This window comes from Halomonas sp. BLK-85 (genome assembly GCF_044792155.1).
Taxonomy (GTDB): domain Bacteria; phylum Pseudomonadota; class Gammaproteobacteria; order Pseudomonadales; family Halomonadaceae; genus Vreelandella.
This window is the reverse complement of record NZ_CP087731.1, coordinates 17,471-40,279: the sequence shown is the minus strand read 5'-3', so window position 1 is coordinate 40,279 and position 22,809 is coordinate 17,471. Positions and strand designations below refer to the sequence as shown.

22 protein-coding genes and 1 other RNA gene are annotated in these 22,809 nt (G+C 54.4%); 10 read left to right on the top strand and 13 right to left on the bottom strand.

Annotated elements, in window-relative coordinates:
* Positions 1 to 33: 33 nt before the first annotated feature.
* The 7 genes from ruvX to LL947_RS00145 all read right to left on the bottom strand — a co-directional run bounded on the left by ruvX (position 34) and on the right by LL947_RS00145 (position 4,654).
* The gene (gene ruvX / locus LL947_RS00175; protein ID WP_290823227.1) at positions 34 to 489 is read right to left on the bottom strand and encodes a Holliday junction resolvase RuvX; all 456 of its coding nucleotides are present in this window, start codon (positions 487 to 489) and stop codon (positions 34 to 36) included.
* Entirely contained in the window at positions 489 to 1,046 is a 558-nt protein-coding gene (locus LL947_RS00170) for a YqgE/AlgH family protein (RefSeq protein ID WP_404415048.1), read from the bottom strand. The genes ruvX and LL947_RS00170 overlap by 1 nt, the downstream gene beginning before the upstream one ends.
* Positions 1,047 to 1,081: 35 nt before the next feature.
* Positions 1,082 to 2,053 carry a glutathione synthase gene (gene gshB / locus LL947_RS00165; protein WP_499833586.1) on the bottom strand — a complete coding sequence of 324 codons (972 nt, stop codon included), beginning with the start codon at positions 2,051 to 2,053 and terminating at the stop codon, positions 1,082 to 1,084.
* A 121-nt stretch (positions 2,054 to 2,174) separates the two neighbouring features.
* Positions 2,175 to 2,876, bottom strand: coding sequence for a CvfB family protein (locus LL947_RS00160; RefSeq protein ID WP_499833585.1), 702 nt, complete (start codon positions 2,874 to 2,876; stop codon positions 2,175 to 2,177).
* Between the two features lie 57 nt (positions 2,877 to 2,933).
* On the bottom strand, positions 2,934 to 3,689 hold the full coding sequence (locus LL947_RS00155; protein WP_499833584.1) for a 16S rRNA (uracil(1498)-N(3))-methyltransferase: 756 nt from the start codon (positions 3,687 to 3,689) through the stop codon (positions 2,934 to 2,936).
* Positions 3,690 to 3,694: 5 nt separating this feature from the next.
* Positions 3,695 to 4,198 (bottom strand): protein-export chaperone SecB, encoded by a 504-nt coding sequence (gene secB / locus LL947_RS00150; RefSeq protein WP_290823223.1) that lies wholly within the window; start codon positions 4,196 to 4,198, stop codon positions 3,695 to 3,697.
* A gap of 33 nt (positions 4,199 to 4,231) precedes the next feature.
* Complete coding sequence (locus LL947_RS00145) at positions 4,232 to 4,654, bottom strand: rhodanese-like domain-containing protein (RefSeq protein WP_404415037.1); 423 nt, start codon at positions 4,652 to 4,654, stop codon at positions 4,232 to 4,234.
* Positions 4,655 to 4,848: 194 nt separating this feature from the next.
* Between LL947_RS00145 and gpmI the strand changes: the two genes are divergently transcribed.
* The 3 genes from gpmI to LL947_RS00130 all read left to right on the top strand — a co-directional run bounded on the left by gpmI (position 4,849) and on the right by LL947_RS00130 (position 8,985).
* A complete protein-coding gene (gpmI, locus tag LL947_RS00140) occupies positions 4,849 to 6,414 on the top strand; it encodes a 2,3-bisphosphoglycerate-independent phosphoglycerate mutase (protein ID WP_499833583.1) in 1,566 nt (521 codons plus the stop codon).
* Between the two features lie 9 nt (positions 6,415 to 6,423).
* Positions 6,424 to 7,563: a murein hydrolase activator EnvC family protein gene (locus LL947_RS00135; protein ID WP_404415031.1), complete on the top strand. Its 1,140-nt coding sequence runs from the start codon at positions 6,424 to 6,426 to the stop codon at positions 7,561 to 7,563.
* A 102-nt stretch (positions 7,564 to 7,665) separates the two neighbouring features.
* A complete protein-coding gene (locus LL947_RS00130) occupies positions 7,666 to 8,985 on the top strand; it encodes a S41 family peptidase (RefSeq protein WP_499833582.1) in 1,320 nt (439 codons plus the stop codon).
* 8 nt (positions 8,986 to 8,993) lie between these two features.
* Here LL947_RS00130 and LL947_RS00125 read toward each other — a convergent pair whose 3' ends face one another.
* The 4 genes from LL947_RS00125 to LL947_RS00110 all read right to left on the bottom strand — a co-directional run bounded on the left by LL947_RS00125 (position 8,994) and on the right by LL947_RS00110 (position 13,676).
* Positions 8,994 to 10,241: a UbiH/UbiF/VisC/COQ6 family ubiquinone biosynthesis hydroxylase gene (locus LL947_RS00125; RefSeq protein ID WP_499833581.1), complete on the bottom strand. Its 1,248-nt coding sequence runs from the start codon at positions 10,239 to 10,241 to the stop codon at positions 8,994 to 8,996.
* 58 nt (positions 10,242 to 10,299) lie between these two features.
* Positions 10,300 to 11,553, bottom strand: coding sequence for a 2-octaprenyl-6-methoxyphenyl hydroxylase (ubiH, locus tag LL947_RS00120; RefSeq protein WP_499833580.1), 1,254 nt, complete (start codon positions 11,551 to 11,553; stop codon positions 10,300 to 10,302).
* 137 nt (positions 11,554 to 11,690) lie between these two features.
* On the bottom strand, positions 11,691 to 13,037 hold the full coding sequence (gene pepP, locus LL947_RS00115; protein WP_499833579.1) for a Xaa-Pro aminopeptidase: 1,347 nt from the start codon (positions 13,035 to 13,037) through the stop codon (positions 11,691 to 11,693).
* Between the two features lie 60 nt (positions 13,038 to 13,097).
* Positions 13,098 to 13,676 carry a UPF0149 family protein gene (locus tag LL947_RS00110; protein ID WP_290823215.1) on the bottom strand — a complete coding sequence of 193 codons (579 nt, stop codon included), beginning with the start codon at positions 13,674 to 13,676 and terminating at the stop codon, positions 13,098 to 13,100.
* Between the two features lie 190 nt (positions 13,677 to 13,866).
* On the opposite strand from LL947_RS00110, the gene LL947_RS00105 reads away from it, so the two are divergent.
* The 3 genes from LL947_RS00105 to LL947_RS00095 all read left to right on the top strand — a co-directional run bounded on the left by LL947_RS00105 (position 13,867) and on the right by LL947_RS00095 (position 15,197).
* Entirely contained in the window at positions 13,867 to 14,190 is a 324-nt protein-coding gene (locus LL947_RS00105; protein ID WP_290823214.1) for a cell division protein ZapA, read from the top strand.
* A gap of 109 nt (positions 14,191 to 14,299) precedes the next feature.
* Positions 14,300 to 14,482, top strand: a non-coding RNA gene (gene ssrS / locus LL947_RS00100) — 6S RNA.
* A 4-nt stretch (positions 14,483 to 14,486) separates the two neighbouring features.
* The gene (locus LL947_RS00095; protein WP_499833578.1) at positions 14,487 to 15,197 is read left to right on the top strand and encodes a 5-formyltetrahydrofolate cyclo-ligase; all 711 of its coding nucleotides are present in this window, start codon (positions 14,487 to 14,489) and stop codon (positions 15,195 to 15,197) included.
* Positions 15,198 to 15,640: 443 nt separating this feature from the next.
* On the opposite strand, the gene ilvA is transcribed toward LL947_RS00095, so the two are convergent.
* Positions 15,641 to 17,155: a threonine ammonia-lyase, biosynthetic gene (gene ilvA, locus LL947_RS00090; RefSeq protein ID WP_499833577.1), complete on the bottom strand. Its 1,515-nt coding sequence runs from the start codon at positions 17,153 to 17,155 to the stop codon at positions 15,641 to 15,643.
* A gap of 152 nt (positions 17,156 to 17,307) precedes the next feature.
* Between ilvA and rpiA the strand changes: the two genes are divergently transcribed.
* Positions 17,308 to 17,982, top strand: coding sequence for a ribose-5-phosphate isomerase RpiA (rpiA, locus tag LL947_RS00085; protein ID WP_404415007.1), 675 nt, complete (start codon positions 17,308 to 17,310; stop codon positions 17,980 to 17,982).
* Here rpiA and waaA read toward each other — a convergent pair.
* The gene (gene waaA, locus LL947_RS00080; protein ID WP_499833576.1) at positions 17,979 to 19,277 is read right to left on the bottom strand and encodes a lipid IV(A) 3-deoxy-D-manno-octulosonic acid transferase; all 1,299 of its coding nucleotides are present in this window, start codon (positions 19,275 to 19,277) and stop codon (positions 17,979 to 17,981) included. The two genes, rpiA and waaA, sit on opposite strands and share 4 nt — an antisense overlap.
* Before the next feature lie 336 nt (positions 19,278 to 19,613).
* Here waaA and LL947_RS00075 point away from each other — a divergent pair, with 336 nt between their 5' ends.
* The 3 genes from LL947_RS00075 to LL947_RS00065 all read left to right on the top strand — a co-directional run bounded on the left by LL947_RS00075 (position 19,614) and on the right by LL947_RS00065 (position 22,680).
* Positions 19,614 to 20,345: a 3-deoxy-D-manno-octulosonic acid kinase gene (locus LL947_RS00075; RefSeq protein WP_499833575.1), complete on the top strand. Its 732-nt coding sequence runs from the start codon at positions 19,614 to 19,616 to the stop codon at positions 20,343 to 20,345.
* A 155-nt stretch (positions 20,346 to 20,500) separates the two neighbouring features.
* Positions 20,501 to 21,400: a hypothetical protein gene (locus LL947_RS00070; protein WP_499833574.1), complete on the top strand. Its 900-nt coding sequence runs from the start codon at positions 20,501 to 20,503 to the stop codon at positions 21,398 to 21,400.
* Between the two features lie 32 nt (positions 21,401 to 21,432).
* A complete protein-coding gene (locus tag LL947_RS00065; RefSeq protein WP_499833573.1) occupies positions 21,433 to 22,680 on the top strand; it encodes an O-antigen ligase family protein in 1,248 nt (415 codons plus the stop codon).
* The last annotated feature ends 129 nt before the right edge of the window (positions 22,681 to 22,809 follow it).

Here is a 22,809-nt window from a genome sequence, read left to right as displayed (position 1 = left end):
GCTTTGACTGCAGGCGTGATGAGAGGGGGTTGGCTACTGAGATTCACGCCCCTCTGGCAACCCTTCCAGATGAGCAAACCAGCCTTCCAGAATAAGCACAGCGGCAATGCCATCAACGCTGTCTTCGCGATAGTTGCCGCGATGACCGGATGCATGCGCAATCTGCTTGGCTTCTCGTGTGGTGCCACGCTCATCCACCAGCGTGCATGGTTTGCCGTAGCGGCCATGCAGACGGTTGCCAAACTTGCGTGCCCGAGTGCTCATGGCTGATTCACTGCCGTCCATGTTAAGCGGCAAACCCACCACGAAAAGATCCGGCTGCCACTCTTCGACTAGTCGTGCTAACTGGTTCCAGTCGGGAATGCCATCACGCGCTGGAAGCGGCGTGAGTTCTCTGGCGCTTTTTAAAAGTTCATTACCCACGGCAACACCAATACGCCGCGTACCAAAATCAAATGCCAGCACCAGGCGTTGCCCCAAGGTCGCCATCAGGCGTGCCCCGCATCCCGGGTCATCAGATTAAGATCAACCCCTAAAATGCCTGCGGCGCCGGAGAGCCGTTCGGCAGGCGGCGTTTCAAACAGCACGCCCAGGGCAGCATCAACCGTCAACCAGGCGTTATCCTTCAGTTCGTCTTCCAACTGACCCACATCCCAACCGGCGCATCCCAGGCAGATCAAGAAATGCTTCGGCCCTGTGTTATTGGCCAGTGCCTGAAGTATGTCAATGGACGTTGTCAGCGCGATATCGGCGGTCACCTGAATACTTGAATCCCACTCCTGACTGCTACCCTGGTGAAGGATAAAACCGCGATCCTTGTGCATGGGACCGCCATAATAAACAGGCTCACTGCGATGCAGGCTACGTTCGCCTCCCAGAGAAAGCTGATCAAACAGCGCATCCAGAGTGACTTCCAGTGGTTTATTGACAATGACACCCATGCAACCATTGTCATCGTGGTCGCAGAGATACACCAGGCTGGAAGCAAAATTGGCATCTTCCATATGCGGCATGGCCAACAGGAAATGATGTTTCAGACTTTGCATGCGGCTCCTAACATTTACCTTTACGGGCAAATTTTTCAGTCTCGGGCTGACGGTATGACTCGGCGCTCAATAGCATCGAGCAGCAGACCGGCAATATGGGTACCACGCTGATCGTCAATTTCGCGTACGCAGGTAGGGCTGGTGACATTAATCTCGGTGACGTAGTCACCGATCACATCCAGCCCCACAAACAGCAGTCCTTTTTCACGGATCATCGGCTGTACCTGCTGGATCAACCAATGATCGCGCTCGGTTAGTTCTCGGGTGATACCCCGCCCTCCGACAGCCAGATTACCACGGGTTTCACCCGCTGAGGGTATGCGCGCCAGACCAAAGGGCACAGGCTCGCCATCCACCAGAAGAATACGCGTATCGCCATCCTTGATTTCCGGCAGATAACGCTGGGCCATAATCTGACGCTGGCCACGCAGGGTCAGCTGTTCAATCACAGCACCAATATTGCGACCATCCGGGCCAATATGGAAGATGCCAGTACCGCCCATACCGTCTAGCGGTTTGAAGATCACGTTGCCATGCTCTGCCTGAAAAGTACGGAGCACCTCATCTCGGCTGGAGACGAGGGTAGGCGCACAGCACTGCGGAAACTGTTGGGCAAACAGTTTTTCATTGCATTGCAGCAAGGCAGCGGTGGGATTAACAACCTGAACCCCTTCCCGCTCAGCAAACCCCAGCAGGTGAACCGCATTGACGAAGTCTGCATCGACCGGCGGGTCCTTGCGCATCAGAATAGTATCCAACTCGGACAGCGCGCGTGCTTCAGCATCCCCCAGATCATACCAGTGCCCGGCATCGCGATGGACATTCAGCGGGCGCATAAGGGCAAATGCTTTCCCCTCCTGAAGGAACAGGTCTTCCTGCTCCATGTAATAAAGCTGGTAGCCGCGATCCTGAGCGGCCCACAGCAAAGCCAGGGTAGTATCTTTCTTGTAGGCAATATCGGCGATGGGATCCATCACCACGCCCAGACGGAGACTTGATTGACTCATTGAACAGTGCTTCCGGAATTAGACAGGTAAGTAGTTGCCCCTGGTAAACAGGTTCTGCTTTCTTGACAGGCAGTATGCAACAGGGTGTGCCTGACGCCAAACCTGACGCCTATCGGGCTGATTACTGCATCAGGGTAGCGGCCACACCCGGCTGCAGGCGAATGGCCAACGGTTCAATAGTGATCAGTTCACGCTTGTAAAGGCGCCCTATCGCCTGCTTGTAGGCACTTTTGCTGACACCCAGGCGCGCCTTTATCTCCTGGGCACTACTTTTATCGCCCAGAGGCAGATACCCCCCACTTTCACGCAACGCCTGAAGCACTTTTTCCCCGACCACATCCAGCCGAGACTCACCGGGGGGTAACAACGAGATATCCAGACGGCCATCTTCACGACGCCTTTTGACAAAACCGGTCAGCCCCTGACCACGACGCAGTGGCTGAGTGAGATCATCCTGATAGATCAGCCCCCAATAGGTGTGATTAACCACCACTTTCATGCCCAGATCTGTGCGCTCTGCCACCACCAGAGTCACTTGGTCACCCTGGGAAAGCGACCAGGCTTCATCCTGTAAAAAGCGCTCAAGGCGCATCGAGGCCACCGGACGCTGCTGATCATCCTCATACAACTTGACCAGAACACGTTTGCCAACCTCCGGACGGAATGATTGCTCGCTGTAAGGCAGCAGGACATCCTTGGGTGGCCCCCAGCGCAGAAAGGCACCCACGCTGGTGACAGCCGTCACGGTCAGGTAGGCAACTTCTCCGATTGACGCGCTGACGGCGGAGGCAGGAGGGGAAGAAGAGCGTGGATCAGAAGCCATGGCGAAGGTGTCCTGAAGATAATGAGAAAAGAGAAGCATGTCTGCCCAGCATCAGGGCTAAAGATCACCGAAATGATATTGAAGCAGCGACAGGGCAACAACAGGGGCGGTTTCAGTGCGCAACACACGCGGCCCCAGCGTCAATGGGGTGAAGTCGACACGTTCAGCTGCCTTGATATCGTCAGCTGCCAGGCCACCCTCCGGGCCAATCAGCAAGGCCACACTGGCAGGTGTCTCAGCACAATGAAAAGGACGCCCGGTGGCCAGATGCAGCATCAATCGCAGCGTTTCATCGCGCTGCTCAAGCCAGCTCGCGAGCGTTTGGGGAGGATGTACTTCAGGAACCACGGCGCGCCCGCACTGCTCACTGGCACTGGCCGCAACAGCCTGCCAGTGAGCCTGCTTGCGTGCTTGCCGCTCGCCTTTCAGACGCACCTCGGTGCGTTGCGTATAGAGCGGCGTGATACAGCTCACGCCTAACTCCACCGCCTTCTGAATGGCGTAGTCCATACGATCACCTTTGGAAACGGCCTGGCCGAGGTGAATCATCAGCGGCGACTCACCTTGCCCGGGCCACAAGGCTTCCACGCTTACCGTGACCTGCTTGCGTGTCACCTCTGCCAGACGCACGCCGGCCTCAAGACCGTGACCGTCGAAGATCACCAGCGGCGCCCCCGGCGACATTCTCAACACGCGGGTGATGTGACGCGCCGGTCCTTCGGGCAAGGCCAATGTGGCCCCTTCAGTCAGAGCCGCTGGCACATGGATACGTGGCATTCTGGCATATTCAGAAGACCACTCAACGCTATCCATGCTGATCAGGCTTGAGTGTCTTCTGCCTGCTGTGCTTCACGCTGCTTGCGCTGGGCATACATGGCCTCGAAGTTGACGGGCGCCAGCATCAGCGGCGGGAAACCGCCACGGTTGACCAGGCTATCGACACATTCACGTGCGTAGGGAAACAGCAGGTTCGGGCAAAATGCACCCAGGGTCTGATCCAGCTGGGCCCCTTCAATACCGGAAATACGGAACAGGCCGGCCTGCTCGACTTCAACCAGGAAGGATGCCGTCCCGCTTTCGTTATCATCGACCCGCGCAGTGACCTTGACGACGACTTCAAACTGATCATCTGCCACCTGATTGCTGGTAGTGTTCAGATCCAGGTTCACCTTGGGCTTGAACGGCTGCTTGAAGACCTCGGGCGAATTCGGCGCTTCAAACGAAATATCCTTGACATAAATGCGCTGCAGCGAGAATTTCAGCTGCGGCTTGTCTTCAGACTGGGCACCGGCTGCCTGGTTGGTATTGTTGTCTTCTGCCATTGGAGACTCCTTGAATTCAATTTGGATCGGGGGTTATTTTTTCACCATGGGTAGGCTATCCGCCTGCCATTGCATCATGCCGCCCTTGAGCTTCACCGCACGCTCAAACCCGGCTTTGGTCAGTTTCGCCTGTACGGCGCCTGAACTCTGGCCATGTTTGCAGACAACGATTACCGGTTTGCTTTTATGCTTTTCCAGTTCGTTCATGCGGCTATCAAGACTGCTTTGCGGGATATTATACGCACCCGCGATATGCCCGGCCTTGTAATCCTTGCTTTCGCGCAGATCAAGCACCACTGCATCTTCACGGTTGATAAGCTGGGTCGCCTGAGTAGACGTCACACCGCTGGTAGCAGCATTACGCGTTTCATAGACAAGCCAGGCGGTAAGAACGAGCAGAAAAGCGCCCACCAGCAAGGGATGGTTTTGTACGAATTCGAACAGCTGATCGATCATCGCGTGCAAAATCTCTTGGTCAATGCGGAAATAAAGCGGCACTGCCGCCGTTTAAACGCCACAGTATACACGCCACATACGGTTGTGCGCAGGCTGATATCATGACGAACCCGCACGGCCTGCGCTATGATGCCCGAAGCGTCGGTGAGTCGCGACCCCCGAACCGATCTGCATTCGGCAATAAAGAGGCTTTAATGGACACAACAAGTACACCGCGCCCAGTTGCGCTGATTATCCTGGATGGCTACGGCCACAACCCTGATGCTCAACATAACGCTGTCGCCAGCGCCAATACGCCTGTCATGGATGCGTTATTGTCTCAGCGCCCCCACGCTTTCGTACATACCGATGGTCGCCATGTCGGGTTGCCTGACGGCCAGATGGGCAACTCGGAAGTCGGTCATATGAATCTGGGTGCCGGACGCATTGTTTACCAGGATTTCACCCGCATTACCAAGGCCATTGAAGACGGCGACCTGGATGGCAATCCGGTCTTCACTCAGCCGATTGACGCTGCCGTGGCTAACCAGCGCCCCGTCCACCTGATCGGGCTGCTCTCACCCGGCGGTGTTCACAGCCATGAAGATCATTTACTGGCCCTGGCTGAACTCGCGGCACGGCGCGGCGCCAAGCACATTTATATCCATGCCTTTCTGGATGGTCGCGATATGCCGCCGGAAAGCGCACGCCCGTCTATTGAACGTGCCAATGCTCACCTGGCAACGCTGGTTGGGGCCGATAATGGCTTTGTTGCCTCAGTGATTGGGCGTTTTTACGCCATGGATCGTGACAATCGCTGGGAACGCGTCAGTCAGGCCTATGAACTGCTGACCGAAGGCCGTGCCGACTTTACCGCCGCCAGTGCTGAAGAGGCTCTGCAGGAGGCTTACGCGCGCGGAGAAACCGACGAATTTGTATCAGCGACCCGTATTGTCAATAACGGTGAGTCAGTCACGCTGCAAAACGGTGACGCCGCGATTTTTGCCAACTTCCGCGCTGATCGGGCACGTGAGTTGACCCGCGCCTTCGCTGAACCCGACTTTAGTGGTTTTGAGCGCCGCACCTGCCCCCGGCTGGCAGGCGATGGCCTGGTAATGATGACCCGCTACGCCGCTGATATCCCTGCACCAACGGCGTTCCCGCCATCAGATCTCAACGATACGCTGGGTGAAGTGGTCGCCAAGCGTGGGCTGACCCAGCTGCGCATTGCTGAAACAGAAAAATACCCGCACGTGACTTTCTTCTTTTCGGGTGGCCGGGAAAACGAATTCGACGGCGAAACACGCATCCTGCTGCCATCTCCACAGGATGTGCGCACCTATGATGAAAAGCCCGAAATGAGTGCACGGGACATTACCGACAAACTGGTTGATGCCATTGACGATAATCGCTTTGACCTGATTGTCTGCAATTACGCCAATGGCGATATGGTCGGCCATACCGGTGATTTTGCTGCCGCCGTCAAAGCCATTGAAACCGTTGATGAATGCGTTGGCCGTGTTGTTGAGGCCATTGAGCGCGTCCATGGCGCCTGCCTGATCACGGCGGATCACGGCAATGCCGAACAGATGGTTCACCCGCAAACCGGTGAGCCTCAAACGGCCCATACCACTTTTGTTGTGCCGCTTGTCTATGTGGGTGAACGCTCGGGAACATTAACCAATGGACGGCTTTGTGATCTTGCCCCTACCCTGCTTACGCTGATGGATCAGCCAGTGCCCGACGCCATGACGGGAACCCCGCTGATCTCCCTCGACTGAGAGATCATCATGAAGTGTTTTGCCGCATTGGGTTTTATATGCTGCATAGGGCTGGTCACACCAGCCCTGGGGCAGGCGGAAAGTGAATCCGGTGCCCAACGACTACTGGAAAGCATTGGTCAGAAGATTGAAAACGTCGCCAAACGTTTGACCGCCACAGGCTCAGAGCGCGACAAGGCCAGCCGCGAGCTCCAGGCGATCGAAACTGAGCTTGCCGAGACACACAAGCGCCTGGACGCACTTCAGCGCGAACGAAGAGAGCTTGACGACAAAGCCAGCCAAGTGCGTCAACAGCGTGAGCAGCTAATACAAGAGCGCCACCGGCAGACAGCGGCTCTGAGTGAACAACTCGTCGCGCTTCATCGGCTGGGGCCAACCCGACAGATCAAGCTGCTACTTAACCAGGAAGACCCAGCAAAGCTGGACCGCATGCAAGCCTATCTGAACCGGCTTGGCCAGGCACGCCAAAGGCGCATGGCGGCAATTGCCGAACTGGATACCCGCCTGGCCAGCTCTGCGGATGAACTGCAGACCCACCAGGCCCGTCTGGATGAACTTGCCAGCGAGCTGGAAACGCAGCGTGAAGCACTGGCCAGCCGAACCGCTCAGCGACAGCAGCTGGTCAGTCAGCTGGATGCCCGCCATCAAAACGAAGAACAACGATTGGCTGCATTAGAGGCGGATCAGGAAGCAGCACGTAAAACACTTCAGCGCATTCGAGAGGAAATGGTGAACCTCTCCAGCCCATCACCGAGTACCCGTTTCACTCAGACTCAGGGCGATATGCCCTGGCCGGTTCAGGGTCGCCTGCAACAAGGTTTTCATCAGGACACCGGGGTACACCGTGAGGGCATCATGATTCAGGCCAGTGCCGGCACCCCGGTCACCGCCGTGCACCAAGGGCGTGTGGTCTTTGCTGACTGGATGCGCGGTTTTGGCAACCTGCTGATTATTGACCATGGTGACCATATGATGACGCTTTACGCTCACCTGCAGCGCTTTAGTATCAGCCCGGGCCAAGCCGTTGAGCGCGGTGATGAAATAGGCCGGGTGGGTGACACTGGCGGGCAGCCTCGAGCAGGGCTTTACTTTGAAGTACGCCAGAGCGGTAAGCCTACCAATCCAGAGCAATGGATTGCACGGCGCTGACGGGATAAGCTGGGGCGGCTAATGTGTTGTCTGCTGTGCGAACGGCATGATTAGCCAACATACATTCGGCAGCATAACTGCCTAACGCTTTGCGGAGTCATCATGACGCTATCAGTTGAGGTGGTAAGAACCCTCGTCAAGCAGGCACTGGCGGTACTTATTCCCGTTACTCTGCTGACGGCTCCGGTCATTGCCACAGCACAGTCGCCTGATTCTATCAGCCCTGATGCAGAAGGTCAGTTTGACGATCTTCCACTTGAGGAAATCAAGACCTTTGCCGAAGTGTTTGAGCGCATCAAGCGCGCCTATGTCGAAGACGTTGATGACCGTACCCTGTTACGTAATGCCATGCGCGGAATGCTCAGTGAGCTCGACCCACACTCTGCCTACCTGGATGAAGACGAGTTCACCAGCCTGAGAGAGTCGACACAGGGTGAATTTGGCGGTATCGGTATTGAGGTGGGCATGGAAAATGGCCAGTTAACCATTATTACGCCGGTTGACGACACCCCAGCTTCCCGCGCAGGGCTGATGTCGCGAGACCTGATCATCAGTATTGACGACGCACCGACTGACAGCATGTCGCTGCAGGAAGCCGTCAGCCTGATGCGCGGCGAACCAGGCAGCGAATTGACCCTGGGCATCCTGCGCCCTGGTGAGGAGACCCCACGGGATGTCACCCTGATCCGTGAAGCCATTCGCAGCGAAAGCGTCAAGCATGAACTGCTCGAAAGCGGTTATGGCTACCTGCGTATCAGCCAGTTCCAGTCGCGTACTGCCGAGCAGGCACGTCAGGCACTACAACGCATGTCCGCTGACCAAGCGCTTAAGGGCCTGGTGCTGGATTTACGTAATAACCCTGGCGGTATCCTGCAAAGTGCTGTGGATATTGCTGATCTTTTCCTGGATGACGGCCTGGTCGTCTATACCGAGGGGCGCCTGTCGAATACACAGATGTCCTATTCAGCGACTACTGATACGCCGGCTGCCGAAGTTCCACTGGTGGTGCTGATCAACAGCGGTAGCGCCTCAGCGGCAGAAATCGTCGCAGGTGCCATTCAGGATCAACGCCGCGGTGTCATCATGGGCACTGACAGCTTTGGTAAAGGCTCAGTACAGCAGATTATGCCGCTGGACAATGGCGAAGGCCTGAAGCTGACCACTGCGCTTTATTACACGCCTGACGGTCGCTCCATTCAGGCACAAGGCATCAGCCCCGATGTTGATGTTGTGCGCGGTCGGCTGGAAGTCGCTGAAAGCCGTCGGGAAGTTCGCGAAGCCGACCTTGAAGGACACCTTGAGTCGCAAAATGAAGCCCGCGACCGCCAGGCAATGTCGCAGCGATTGCGCGATGATTATCAGCTGGGCGAAGCACTCAACCTGCTCAAAGCGCTGAATGTGGTGGAACGCCGCCGACGTTGACAAAAGCCTCAGCGGCAGCTGGCGGGCAGGCGGCCCCGCTCGCCAGTTGCCTGGTGCATAAGAGCACGCTTGAGAGGCGCCAGGTGATCGACACTGCTCATGCCCATATTCCGCGCCAGCATCAGGGCTGGATGCCGCGAGCCAAACAATGCCTTGAAGCCTTTCATCAGCGCCAGCATGGCCGTGTTGTCTGTACGGCGGCGACGCTCATAGCGGCTGAGGATACGCTCATCACCCCAGGCGGCACCACGCTGCCAGGCATTGATAACCTCTTCTGCCAATACAGCTGCATCCATCAGGCCAAGGTTAACCCCTTGCCCGGCTAGCGGGTGAATGCTGTGTGCCGCATCACCCACGAGTGCAAAATTCGCTGACACGTAATGCCGCGCATGGCGCTGAACCAATGGAAAGCAATGGGCCTGATCACGCACGTCGACCTCGCCAAGTCGATGCTCAAGGGCGGTTGCCAGCGCCTTGCCCAAACCATCGCTGGATAGAGCACACAGCTCTTCAGCCCTGGAGGGCTCAACAGACCAGACAATCGAGCAATAATGATCATCACCCTGTACCGTCAAGGGTAGAAAGGCCAATGGCTGACCCTCCACAAACACCTGCCGCGCGGTATTGCCATGAGGCTTTTCACAGCGCACCGTGGCCACCACTGCAGTGTGTCCCATATCTTCTTCGCGCACTTCGATTTCTGCCATCTCCCTTAGCAGTGAACGCGCTCCGTCCGCTGCAACGACCAGAGGCGCCTGAAGTTGGCGGCTATCATCAAGTACCAGATAGCGCTGCCTGGCGCCCGTCTGCAAGGCCTGCACCGTTGCGCCATTAAAACGTGTCACCTTGGGGTGATGGATCAACTGCTGATTCAGTGCCGCCAGGGTGACGTCGTTTTCAACAATATGCCCAAGCACTGCCACCCCGGCTTCATCGGCTGAAAAATGAATATCTCCGCTGCCCTCTCCATCCCAGACGTGCATGAAGAAATAAGGCGTGACACGGTCAGCCTGCATATCGGGCCATGCCTGAAGATGGGCCAGCAAACGCTGGGAAACAGGCGTCAAGGCGCTGACCCTGGGCGTTGGCGGTGTATCAACACCCCGCTCTGCTGGCATCAGCGGCGCTGGCCGGGTTTCTACCAGCCCAACCCGCATGCCGGCATTGCTCAAAAGAGCACTCAAGCTGGCGCCCACCATACCGGCTCCCACTATCACGACATCAAATGCCGCTCGTTGTTGATCCACTGATTGCATTGACTCGACATCCTATGGCAATACGTTTCTGGTCGTCCTTTTTCTGACAGCTGCTTACTCAACGTTCTATACCCATTGCCCGGCGAGCCAGGCTGCGGCGCAGCGGCCCGGCCAGATTAAGGCCGATCAAACCCGCCGCACGCGCATGTCCCAACAGCGGCCAATCGAGGCCAAACAGCTTTACCAGACCGTCGCTGAAGCGGATCACGTTAGCGCGATCGCGTTCGCGGCACTGTTCAAAGCGGGTCAGCGTCTCCATCGCACCCAGAGTATCCGCAACATTCAAGTGATTCTCCGCTTTCTCAAAACGGGCCTGTGCCAGGGCTTGAGTCAGGGTGTCGACAAGATCCATCACCCCTCGCAACGCCAGATTAAAGCCTTGCCCGGCCACTGGGTGTAGCGCATGCGCCGCATTACCTAACACCACCAGGCCGGGCCTGACCGGCTCATCTGCGGTAGTGAGTTTGAGCGGATAGACATGCCGCTTGCCTACCCGGGTGAAACGCCCGGCGCGGTCACCAAACGCCTTTTGCAACTGGGCAAGAAAATCACTGTCGCTCAGCGCTAACCTGGCCTTTTCATCCCCGCTGGGGTGCGTCCATACCAGTTCCATGGCATTGCCCGGCAACGGCAGGAGTGCAATGGGGCCATCCGTTGTGAAACGCTCATAGGCAATGCCTTGATGGGGCTGGCTGACACCTACATGAGTAATCAGGGCCGTCTGTTGATAGGACGTCTGCGCACTGGGAATACCCAGTTGTTCCTTGAGCCCTGAGCGACCACCATCCGCCAGCACCGTTAGTCCTGCTACCAGTTTACTGCCATCCGATAATGTCAGATGGTGCCCCTCAACCACCGGAGCCAGCTGCTCAACGCGCGCCGGGCAATGCCATTCAAGCGGCAAACCGCTTAGTTCATGATGCAAGACGCGTCCCATCCAGGCATTCGGAATGACGTGCCCCAACGCCGCAACGCCAACATCTTGCGCATTCAACCGCGTTGCGCCCAACCGCCCACGCTCACTGATGTGAATGCGCCGGATCGGAGAGGCTTCCTGTTGCATCGCCTCCCATATACCCAAGCGACGAAAACGCTGCGCTGAACCCTCGGCTATTGCGCTGGCACGGGCATCAAAACTTGGCTGCCAGCCAGGCGGTTCAGTAGCCTCAGGCAGGGTGGTTGCTTCAATCACCGCCACGCGCAACCCGTATTGCTTGATCAGGGGTGCCAGCGCACAGCCCAGGCTGGCACCCACCAGTCCTCCTCCTATGATCACAATATCGTGAGTGACTGTTTGCTTGGACATCGCCATCGTTGCGCCCTCTCAGTCCTAGACCTTCGTTATGCTTTCCAGGCTGAAAGCTCAGCAGTAAGCATAATAATTAAAAATCAACTATTTATATCGTAATGTAAATTACATAATAGATAATAAGCCATGCCGGCAGACGGTTATTTATTAGCCATCAGAGCTTCAATATCGTCCATCTCCTTAGGCACATCAGAGGTGATCACCTCGTGGCCTTCAGCAGTCACCACCACATCATCCTCGATGCGTATGCCGATGCCACGATAGTCGTCAGGAATGTCATCGTCGTTCGGTATGTAAAGCCCTGGCTCAACAGTGATCACCATACCCGCCTCCAAGGGACGAGGGGTGTCAGGGTCCAGGCGGTAAGTGCCCACATCATGGACATCCAGACCCAGCCAATGAGAAGTGGAATGCAGATAGAAGCGCCGATAGCTTTCAGCCTTGATGCACTCATCAAGCTCACCTTCAAGCAATCCCAGCGCTATCAGGCCTTTTGTCAGGTCATCCACGACGCCCTGATGAATCTCATTAAGCGTTGTCCCAGGGCGAACAGCTGCAACCGCATTTTTTTGAGCTTCGAGAACAAGGCTATAAAGTGCCCGCTGTGGCGTGCTGAAGACACCTGACACAGGGAAGGTGCGCGTGATATCGCCGGCATAAAGGGCATATTCTGCGCCAGCGTCTATCAACACCAGTTCCCCCGCTTTGAGCGGAGCAGCATTTTCAATGTAGTGCAGAACACAAGCGTTTGCACCACTGCCCACAATGGTGCTGTAGGCAGGACCGCTGCCGCCCTGCCACACGAACTCATGTTCCAGATCAGCCTGCAGTTGATATTCATGCAGCCCGGGTGCGGCAACGCGCATGGCACGACAGTGAGCTCGGGCCGAAATAGCGGCCGCATGACGAAGCAAGGTGAGCTCTTCTTCACCCTTGATAAGTCGCATGGAATGGATCAAGGGCGCAATATCCAACCAACCTTGTAGCGTCGGGTGCCCGCGCCTTTGAGCCGCCTGCGCTTGCCGATAGGCTTGTTCGGCCAACCTTTGAGCCTCTGGATTGGATAAGGGAAAATAAAGCATTTCACGCCCACCAAGCAGGTTGTTGAGCTGCTTCTCACGCTCTGCGTTTTCAAATGCTTGCTCAATCAAATGCTCACGCATAACGCCTTCAGCCCCCAGGCGTCGACCCGTCCAGGCCTCCATGGTCGGGTCACGATCCAGGCAGAACACCACGCTCTGCCCCCCCTCATCGCTACCGTCAGGCAACAACACCAGAAGGGCGTCAGGCTCGACGATGCCGGTCAGGTAATAAAAATCACTGTCCTGGCGGAACGGGTATTCACTGTCGCGGGAGCGGGTTACCAGGCATGCCCCCGGGATCAAGGCCGCCGAGTGGCTTGGCAGCTTCTGCATCAACCGCGCACGGCGTGCCTGATAAACCTGTGGTGCAATCGGGGCGGGCGGTAACATCAAATCGGACTGCATAGCGTCTCCAGTCATGTCAGCTTTTCAATATCTTGCTTGTGTCCAGTAACCTGCCTCTATCTAGTGAGTGGGCGCATCGGCCTGTTCAACCTGCGGCTGGCCGGGGTGCTGTTCGGTATACAGCAACATTGCCGTCATACGCACGTGCTCGGTCAGCGCAAACAGATCGTTTTCATTTTCAGGGCTATCATCAATATCGGCGTCGATCCCTGCAATGGCTGGCATATCATCAAGGGCCTCGCACAAGGGCTGGGACCAGCGCTTACGCGTTTCATCATCCACCACATCGTCAATGACTTCATTAAAACCTTGCGCCCAGTCCTTCAGCCCTTGTGCCTGCTCTGCCAGAGAGAAAAGCTCATCCGGCAGCAAGGGGGTGTAGTTGAGATCGCTGGCACTCAAGGCCTCCAGCGTCTGCTTGCGCCAACCCAGCAGACGCTCACCACTGCGGGTATCCGCCGGCTGTTCGACGCCCAGACTCAGGCATACCTCTTCCAGCCATGCCGACGCTGAAATATCTCGAAGCGCCAACAGCCCGCATAAGCGACCGTCAAGAAAAGCGGGCGACTGCATGCTGCCATGCAGCAGAAATACATCAGCAATATCAGAAAACTCTTGGCGTTCATCGATCAGGGACATAAAAGAATCCATCAGGTGTTGGGGTATGTAAGAGTGCGTATTACCCTGGTGCGACTGTCGCCTGCGCTCGTCTTGCTGACGGCGTGGATTGACCCCGCAACAGTGGCTCCTTATAGTTGAGGTTGTGCGCATGTTTCCATGCGTTGATATTAACGCATCGGGCCCACGCTGGCCCGCGCCGGAGCTATCAATGAGTGACGCCAAGCGTCCAACCACGAATATCACCCTGTTAGGGCGGTACTACACCATTGCCTGTGACCCGGGTGAAGAGCAGAAACTCGAGCGGGTCGCTCGCTACCTGGACCGTGCCATGCAGGGCATCCAGGCACAGAGCAGTGTGTTGGGTACCGAACGGGTTGCCATTATGGCCGCGCTCAACATTACCAATGAACTGTTGGAAACCAGAGACGCCCAACGAAATTACGAGGCCGATATCACCCGACTGAGTGAACGCCTGGAAACCGCACTGACAAAAAGCCGCGAACCGGCCAGCGGCACCGATAAACCATCATGACAACCACAACGTATTGTTTCCAAATGCGGGTTAGCCAACCATTGCACAATCAGTTCGCAAAATGTGCAGCTCATCTTTGGGATATGGAGTGGCTCTGTTAGTATGGTCCAGTTCCCTGGGGTGTTCGCCAGTCGTTTACGTCCCTTGAGCCTATGCGCAATACCTAGGGGGCCAAATGCTAGCCAGTCCTGTGTGCATGTCCGCGTGACGGAAAGCCTGATGGGCTGGCTGCGGCCACCCACCTGAACCTTTGGGTTCAGGGCCAGAACGACAGCGGCATTCTGGGGAACCTTAATATGACGCACGACAGCTTCGCCTCGCCAGCGCTGCCTCAGGCGCCCACAGTGATTCTGGCATCAGGTAAAGACAAGGCTTCTTTACGCCGCGAACTCAGACGCCGCCGGAAAAGCCTTTCAATCCAGGCTCAACGCCTTGCCTCGCACAAACTATGCGCGCAATTAAAGCAATTGCCCGAAATCCAGCGCGCCCGTCGCATCAGTTTGTATTTACCGCTCAACGGTGAAATTGACCCCAGGCCTTTGCTGCCCTGGCTATATCGCCGAGGTGTTAAGGTTTACCTACCTGTATTGCGTCCATTGGCAGATAATACATTATGGTTTGTCGCTTACCGGCCAGATACGCCCATGGTAAAGAACCGTTATAGCATCTGGGAACCTGCCGCCCAGTTCAGTGCTCACAAGCGCAACCGTATCCCCCCCTGGGCACTGGATACGATGCTGGTGCCCTTGGTCGGCTTTGATGCAAAGGCCAACCGGATGGGAATGGGAGGGGGCTATTATGATCGCACCCTGGCATTTGTTCGTCACCGTCGACCTGCGCCACGCTTGATGGGAGTTGCCCACGCCTGCCAGGAAGTTGACTCGCTTCCTGTCGAACCCTGGGACATCCCGCTCAGCGCGATCGTGACAGATAAGAGAGTTATCCGCCCAGCCCCTCTCCGCAGCAGTGACATTCAAGCCAATAAAAACGTCCGTGTCAGTCAGTAGCCGACACGGACGCCAGAAGTTCCAGAAGAAGACGCACCCTGGGAAGAATGCAGCCCTGTATACTCGCCTGTCAGTTACCGGATAACGCCTGAGCGTACCCGGTGACCAAGACTCCCAGTACAAAGATCACGAATAATGCCATGATCGCATCCGGCTTTTTACGGCGCATGTTGTCCTTCTCCAAGAATGGTTGCAGTGATCAAGATGACTATTCAAGTGCACTTCAAAAGGTTCAAGCCTGATAATGACGTATCACCCATGGCGAGAACAAATGAATAGTAGATAAGTTGATGCGTCGACTATAGAGCCAATGGGTACCTTCAATCAATGCCCAATCAGGAATCCCAACGCTCTTCAACGTAAACTTAACTCTGATTAATTTTATTGGCATCACTCAGGGCGTCAGACCCATCAACAATCAACTGACATGCCGTCAACAGACCCTAGGCCATAAACAGGCGATACGCCGGATTGTCGCTTTCCTTCCAATAGCGATAGCCGATGGCATCCAGATTCGTTTCAACATATTTTCGGTGACCATTAGGCACTTGCATACCCACCAGTACGCGCCCATAAGCTGCGCCATGATTGCGATAATGAAACAGTGAAATGTTCCAATCATGAGGCAGCTTGGTCAGGAAGTTCATGAGTGCCCCCGGACGCTCAGGAAACTCAAAGCGATAAAGTTCTTCTTCAAAGTGCTCGCTTGGGCGCCCACCTGCCAGATGACGGGTATGCAGTTTGGCCAGTTCGTTTTCAGTCAGGTCTTCAACCTGATAGCCCGCCTCTTCCAGCTTTTCGATAACCGCCAGGCGGTCTTCTCCCCCCGGCTTGACCTGCACACCCACAAAGATATGTGCGTCGCTGGCATTCGAATAGCGGTAGCCAAATTCCGTTACCATGCGCTTGCCAAGAGTGCGACAGAACTTCTTGAAGCTGCCGGGCTTTTCATCAATGGTGACCGCCAGAATAGCTTCACGCTGCTCACCCAAGGAGGCACGTTCGGCAATATGCTGAAGGCGATCAAAATTGATATTGGCCCCGCAGTTGATGCACATCAGCGTCTGGCCTTCGACCCCTGTTTGCTGAACATATTTTTTCAACCCCGCCAGGGAAAGCGCTCCGGACGTCTCGGGAACTGCCCGTGTATCCTCAAAAATATCCTTAACGGCAGCACACATTTCGTCGGCATTGACAGTGATGACATCATCCACAAGCCCCTGAATAATGCTGAAAGGCACTTCTCCGACCTGAGCAACCGCCACCCCTTCAGCAAAGACCCCCACCTGATCCAGCACCACCCGCTCACCGACGTCCATGGCGGCCTTGAGGCAGGCGCTATCCTCTGATTCCACACCTATTACCTTGATCTCGGGACGAAGATACTTGACATAAGCCAGAACGCCGGCCAGTAACCCGCCGCCGCCCACCGCCACAAAAAGGGTATCGATCGGTTCGGGATGTTGGCGCAGCATTTCCACCGCTATGGTGCCCTGGCCAGCAATCACATCAATATCGTCAAAGGGGGGAATGTAGGTATAACCATGCTCGGCTATCAGCGTTTGGGCATGTTCAGCCGCAGCGGCAAAGGCATCACCTTTCAGTACCACCTTGGCGCCCCAACCGCGTACAGCCTGTACCTTGATCTCCGGCGTGATACGCGGCATGACAATCACCGCCTTGACACCCATCTGCTTGGCTGCCATGGCCAGCCCCTGGGCATGATTTCCCGCTGATGCCGCTATCACGCCCTTGGCCTTCTGTTCTTCTGTCAGCTGGGACATCTTGTTGAAGGCGCCGCGAATCTTGAAAGAATTCACCGGCTGCAGGTCTTCGCGTTTTATCAGAATCTTGTTGTTGAAGCGACGTGACAGAAGAGGCGCGGAAGAAATGGGGGTCTCACGCGCAGCGCCGTAAACGCGAGCGTTAAGGATCTTTTTCACTGTAGCTTCAAGCATGTAGGTTTCTCGTTGGCGGCTTATCAGACTGATTTAAGATAAAGCGGATATTGTTAGCAGATTCTGGCCAGTGTCGTCTAGGACTGTTTGAACCTTTATACTGCATGTATGACGACACACTTTTTGGTTTTTATTGCTTAAAAAGGCTGACCATGACCCAGGATGAACTCAAAGCGGCAGTAGCAGATGCCGCTATCAAGGAAATCGAACCATGGCTTGAAAAAGATTCTGTGCTGGGCATTGGCACAGGTTCCACAGCCAACCTCTTTATCGACCGCCTTGGACGTTTGGGTGACCGTTTCAAGGGCGCTGTTGCCAGTTCTGATGCCAGTGCCAGCCGCCTGAAAGCACAGGGCATTGACGTGCTCGAACTTAACTCGGTTGGCACGCTCCCTTTTTATATCGATGGCGCAGACGAAGTAAATGCTCACTTACATATGATCAAGGGCGGCGGTGCAGCCTTGACGCGGGAAAAAATCGTCGCCGCCTGCGCTGAGCGCTTTATCTGCATTGCGGATGGCTCAAAGTCCGTGGCTCGATTGGGTGAATTCCCCCTGCCCATTGAAGTGATTCCCATGGCACGCTCCTATGTGGCCCGTGAGCTTGTCAAACTCGGCGCTGAGCCGGTTTACCGTGAAGGGGTGGTGACGGATAACGGCAACCAGATCATCGACTGCTATGAATTCATGATTGATGATCCAGAAGGCATGGAAACTCGCCTGAACAATATTGTCGGCGTGGTGACCAATGGCCTGTTTGCCGCTCGTGGTGCCGATACGCTGCTATTGGGCACGCCAAAGGGCGTCGAGCGAACTGCGCTGCGCTAATCCGGATATTGCCCATCCGCTGGCAGTAACTGAACCAGACCTGCCAGCGTATGCTCAAGCGCGCCGCGCTGCTGTTCGACAACCTGCTGCCCCAAGGTCCCTTTGCGCGCCGCCTCCTCGGGGTCATCAAAAGCGTCTACCAGTACTGCCACAAGTGCCTGCTCATCGGCCACGCTTTCCAGCGCTCCGGCAGCGTGCAGAGGCTTGGCCACATCCTCAAAGTTCTCCAGAGACGGACCGCAGAGGGTGAAGCGCCCTAGGCTTGCCGGTTCCACCACGTTATGGCCACCTAAAGGCACCAGGCTACCGCCGACAAAGGCCACATCCCCTACTGTGTAGAACTGCTCCAGTTCACCCAGGGTATCTGCCAGGTACACCTGGGTTTGTGATGTTACCGGCTGCTGCAGGCTTCTACGCGCTGTAACACACTCCGCCGCCTCACACAGTTGTGCCACCGTGCCAAAGCGCTGCGGATGACGCGGCGCGAGTATCAATAACGCATCAGGGTACCGCTGGCAAAGCTTGCGGTGGGCCGCAAGCAGCACGGCTTCTTCTCCTTCCCGAGTTGAGCCAGCGACCCAGACAGGGCGTTTACTGGTATCCAGCCCCAGCTCACGAAGTAAGCACTTACTATCAATTTCAGTGCCTTTTTTGTGGGTAATTTCAAACTTGAGCGAGCCAACGACCTGAGTCCGTTTGGCTGACATGCCGAGTAACTCAAAACGCTCGGCATCGGCTTGAGACTTGGCTGCCAGCCAGTTAATACGACGTAAGGTATTGGCCATTAACGGGCGAATTCGCTGATAACGCTCGAATGCCCGGGGCGACAGTCGGCCATTGACCACAGCGACGGGGATGTGATTTAGCCGACAGCAGGCAATCAGATTGGGCCAAAGCTCGGTTTCAAACAGGATGGCCAACGCAGGCTGCCAGTGGTGTATAAAGCGTTTGGCGCTGCCAGGGAAGTCTAGTGGTATAAAACGGTGAATCAATCGCGAGGATAGGTGAGTAAGTGCTTGCACCTGCTGTGCGCCGCTAGCGGTCATGGTAGTCAACAACAGATGATGGCCTGGATAACGCGCCAGCAACGCCTTGATAAGCGGCTGGGCGGCGCGCACTTCACCCACTGACGCGCAGTGCAGCCAGATATAGGCATGCCCTGAACGTGCTGACGACTCAATGCCAAGCCGCTGCCGGCGTTGGTAAGTGGGCACTTGCTCACCCCACACCCGCCACCAGACCAACGGGGACAGCGCATACAGAGCGGCTGAATAACCTAAACGCGGCCAGTCCACCCTCACCCTTCACGATCCAGTATGGTGGCGATCATTGCCGTGATGAAAATTCGGCCTTCAAAGCTAAGCACTATAACGTCGCCTCCTCTGGCGCATGGCGGTTCTCCCCAGCAATATGTCCAGCATGGGGTTTCAATCAATGGGGAGAGAATCTACCAGAAACGACCACCTCGACCGCTCACCCCCAAGCCAGTAAACTGTACACCATCAAATTGATTATTCAGGTAATAAGCGCCTGATGACAATAACACTGGCAAGCCCGAACGGCCGGCACCCTGTTGCATATTTCGTCTGATGACGAAGCCTGAACGGGCTTGGCCGAGCAAAGAGAACCTCATGCGCTTAACCACTATACAACAGCAGGACTGCCTGATCTTATACGATGCAGACAGTTTATGTGATGCAGCAGGGTCGCACCAGATTCAGCCAGCACTGTTTACCGCCTCCTACTGGCAGAGACGTGGCCGCATAACCGGTGAGGCCCCCGGCCGTGGCAACAGTCTTTTCGTGAAGCCAGATCCCGATTGCTACCAGGAATGGGTCATTCGCCATTACCTGCGCGGCGGACTGATTGCCAGGCTAAGCCGTAACCAGTATCTATGGATGGGACGCGAACGCACTCGCGCCTTTGCTGAAATGCGCCTGAATGCACATCTTTTTGAACGGGGACTGCCCGTTCCTCGTCCAATTGCCGCCTGGGTCAGTCGTCATGGACTCACCTATGAGGCTGCGCTTATTACCCAGCGCATACCGGGTGCCCGCGCGTTGGCAGATTGCTTAAACGACCAGCAGATATCAAAAGACACGTTGAAAGCCTTGCTCATAGCCGTTGGGCGCATGATTCGCCGCTTCCATGACCACTGCCTGGATCATGTAGATCTTAACGCACGCAATATTCTGATTGATTCACAACACAAACCCTGGCTGATTGATCTGGACCGATGTCGGTTACGACGCCCCGGGGAATGGAAAAAAGCAAACCTGAACAGAATTGAAAGCTCCATACACAAATTTGATCCAAGCGTCTCGGTCACGCCTCTACTTCAAGGATACCGAACAACCGACTGACCCATGGTGATCGCAACGCCATTATTAGGCACTCCACGCTTGTCTTAAGATGATATGAATTAATCTGCTATGTTAATATCCATGCCCCCTTGACGGCGCGGCTGCAAAGCACGATTTACCTTCAGCCACATGAAACAGCACTGCCAGGAAAATTAATGATGTGGAATACGATAAAACTGGCTTTCTTCCGTTTTGCAGCCGGCGGTAAGGTACCAGCACAATGGTTCGAACCTAACCTCCCCTTGCGACAGAACAGGGCAGCTAACACCGGACAGCTTCAGTTGGAAGTTGTCAGCCACTGCTGGAATTATTCTCATTTCCTTGTTTATCAGCTCAGTTCACTGGTTTTATTTCCGCCTCACAAGCTTGATGTCACCATGACGGTGTTCTATAGCCCCGAGGATGTACACACAGCCCAGCTGCTGGCCTTCTTCAAAACACAGCAGGTGCCCGGGGTAACCTGGAACTGGCAGCCTATTCCAAAACAGTCGTTATTTCGGCGGAGCATTGGACGAAACCGTGCAGCGCTTGCAACAACCGCGGACTGGGTCTGGTTTACTGACTGTGACCTTATGTTCCGCGAAAACTGCCTCGACAGCCTCGCTGCCAGCCTTCAGGGTCGCCAGGATGCATTACTGTTTCCACAAGAAGAACGTACAACAGACCTGCTGGCAGAAAATAATCCCATGCTGCAGACAGGAAACAAAGAACCAAAGGTCTTGGATATTGATACGACAGCGTTTACGTCCAGAACCATTACTAAAGCCACCGGACCGTTACAGATTGCCCACGGCGATGTGTGCCGAAAAGTGGGCTACTGCCAAGCCATTGGCTTGTATCAACAACCGGTGAACAGCTTCGCCAAATGTCACGAAGACCGCGCTTTCCGCTGGTTACTCAGAACCCAGGGAAAGCCTATCAACATACCCGGCGTCTACCGAATCCGACATGTGGCCAAAGGGCGGTATGGTGAAAATAAAGCACACAGTAAGTTAAGAAAGATATTACGCGTGTGGCAATCTCGTTGGCGGGATAAAAAAAATAAAATTTGCTAAAATTTTTTATATTATAAAGGCCTTACTCATAAATGAAGCAAGATAACCCGCAAACGACAGTTTGGGAATATGCATCTCAATTAGTCGAAGATAAAATACAGCTTCTTTTACCAATTTGGCTGTTTTTAGCTGTTTTGGCTCCACACCAAGAAATGTATAAAATTTTTTTTCATGTAATAGTTATTCCTTCCCTAGTAATTTTATTTTTTAAAAGAAAGAATATAACGAACTATAAGGACCCACTGCTGTTTACAGCATTACTCTTTTTTTTATACGCAGCTGCAGCTACGTTTTTTACAGATTATGGTAATACCCAATCTCAAATAAGGGCAATACGTTGGACAATCGAAGTATCATTCTGTTTACTTGCTTTCTGGATTTGGATGCCAAATGTTATTACAAAACAGGAATGGTGGTCTAAATTCCTGCTGTGGATTACTTTATTTTCAGCACTTGCTGCCATTTTTAAATTCTTGCTATTCGATAATTTAGAGGGGCGACTATCGGGCCTTGGAGGTCTCCATAATCCAATTCAGGCTAGTAGCGTCCTGATTATACTTTTGGCGATTTCCCATTTCATGTTGGTCACGAACAAGCAATTGAATAATAAACCTCACCTTATATTATTTTCAGTCACTGCATTAAGTGTTGTCTTGGCAGTGCTTTTTTCAGAGAGCCGAGGTCCAATAGGAGCATTATTTATATACACTATATTTATAGCATCTATCGAAATTTGGGCTAGGGCGAATATAAAGTTTGGTCTATCTGTTCTTTCTTTTTTTCTGGCAGGATGCATAATCGCAGTAGCTATAAATGGTACTGAACAATACGTTGCTGATCTTTTATCAAGAGGCATGTCATATCGGTTAGATATTTGGTATGGTTACTTAAATTTTCCGCCTGACTCGTGGTGGATAGGTTTTGGGCTGGACAATGATCCTCAAATGCTGCCTGCAACAAACGCGTATTGGGAGCCTAACGATGTCGTAGTTACTCACCCCCACAGTATTTTTTTGGGAACTTTATTCGAAACAGGCATCATTGGCTCGCTATTTATGATAACCATGTGCATAATAGTAATAAAAAGTATTTTCTATGTTCCATATAGCACTAGTATAAAAATCAGGCTCTTAAGCCTGTTATTACTTGTTTCTTTACTAGGCTCTACTACAGGCCAAGGAATAATATACTCAGTGAAGACGTACTGGATAATAATCTGGTTTCCTGTAGTTTATATTTGGATGTGGTGCAAACTAAATAGATATTCGGAATTAAAGTGAAAGTACCACCTACTTTACTTCGGAACGATACTTATTAAGTAAGGCGGTGCCTCATGCCTTTCATACAATTAGCTCATAACTTGGTAGAATGCCACTATACCAAGTAGGCAAGTATATGAGAGAATGCTC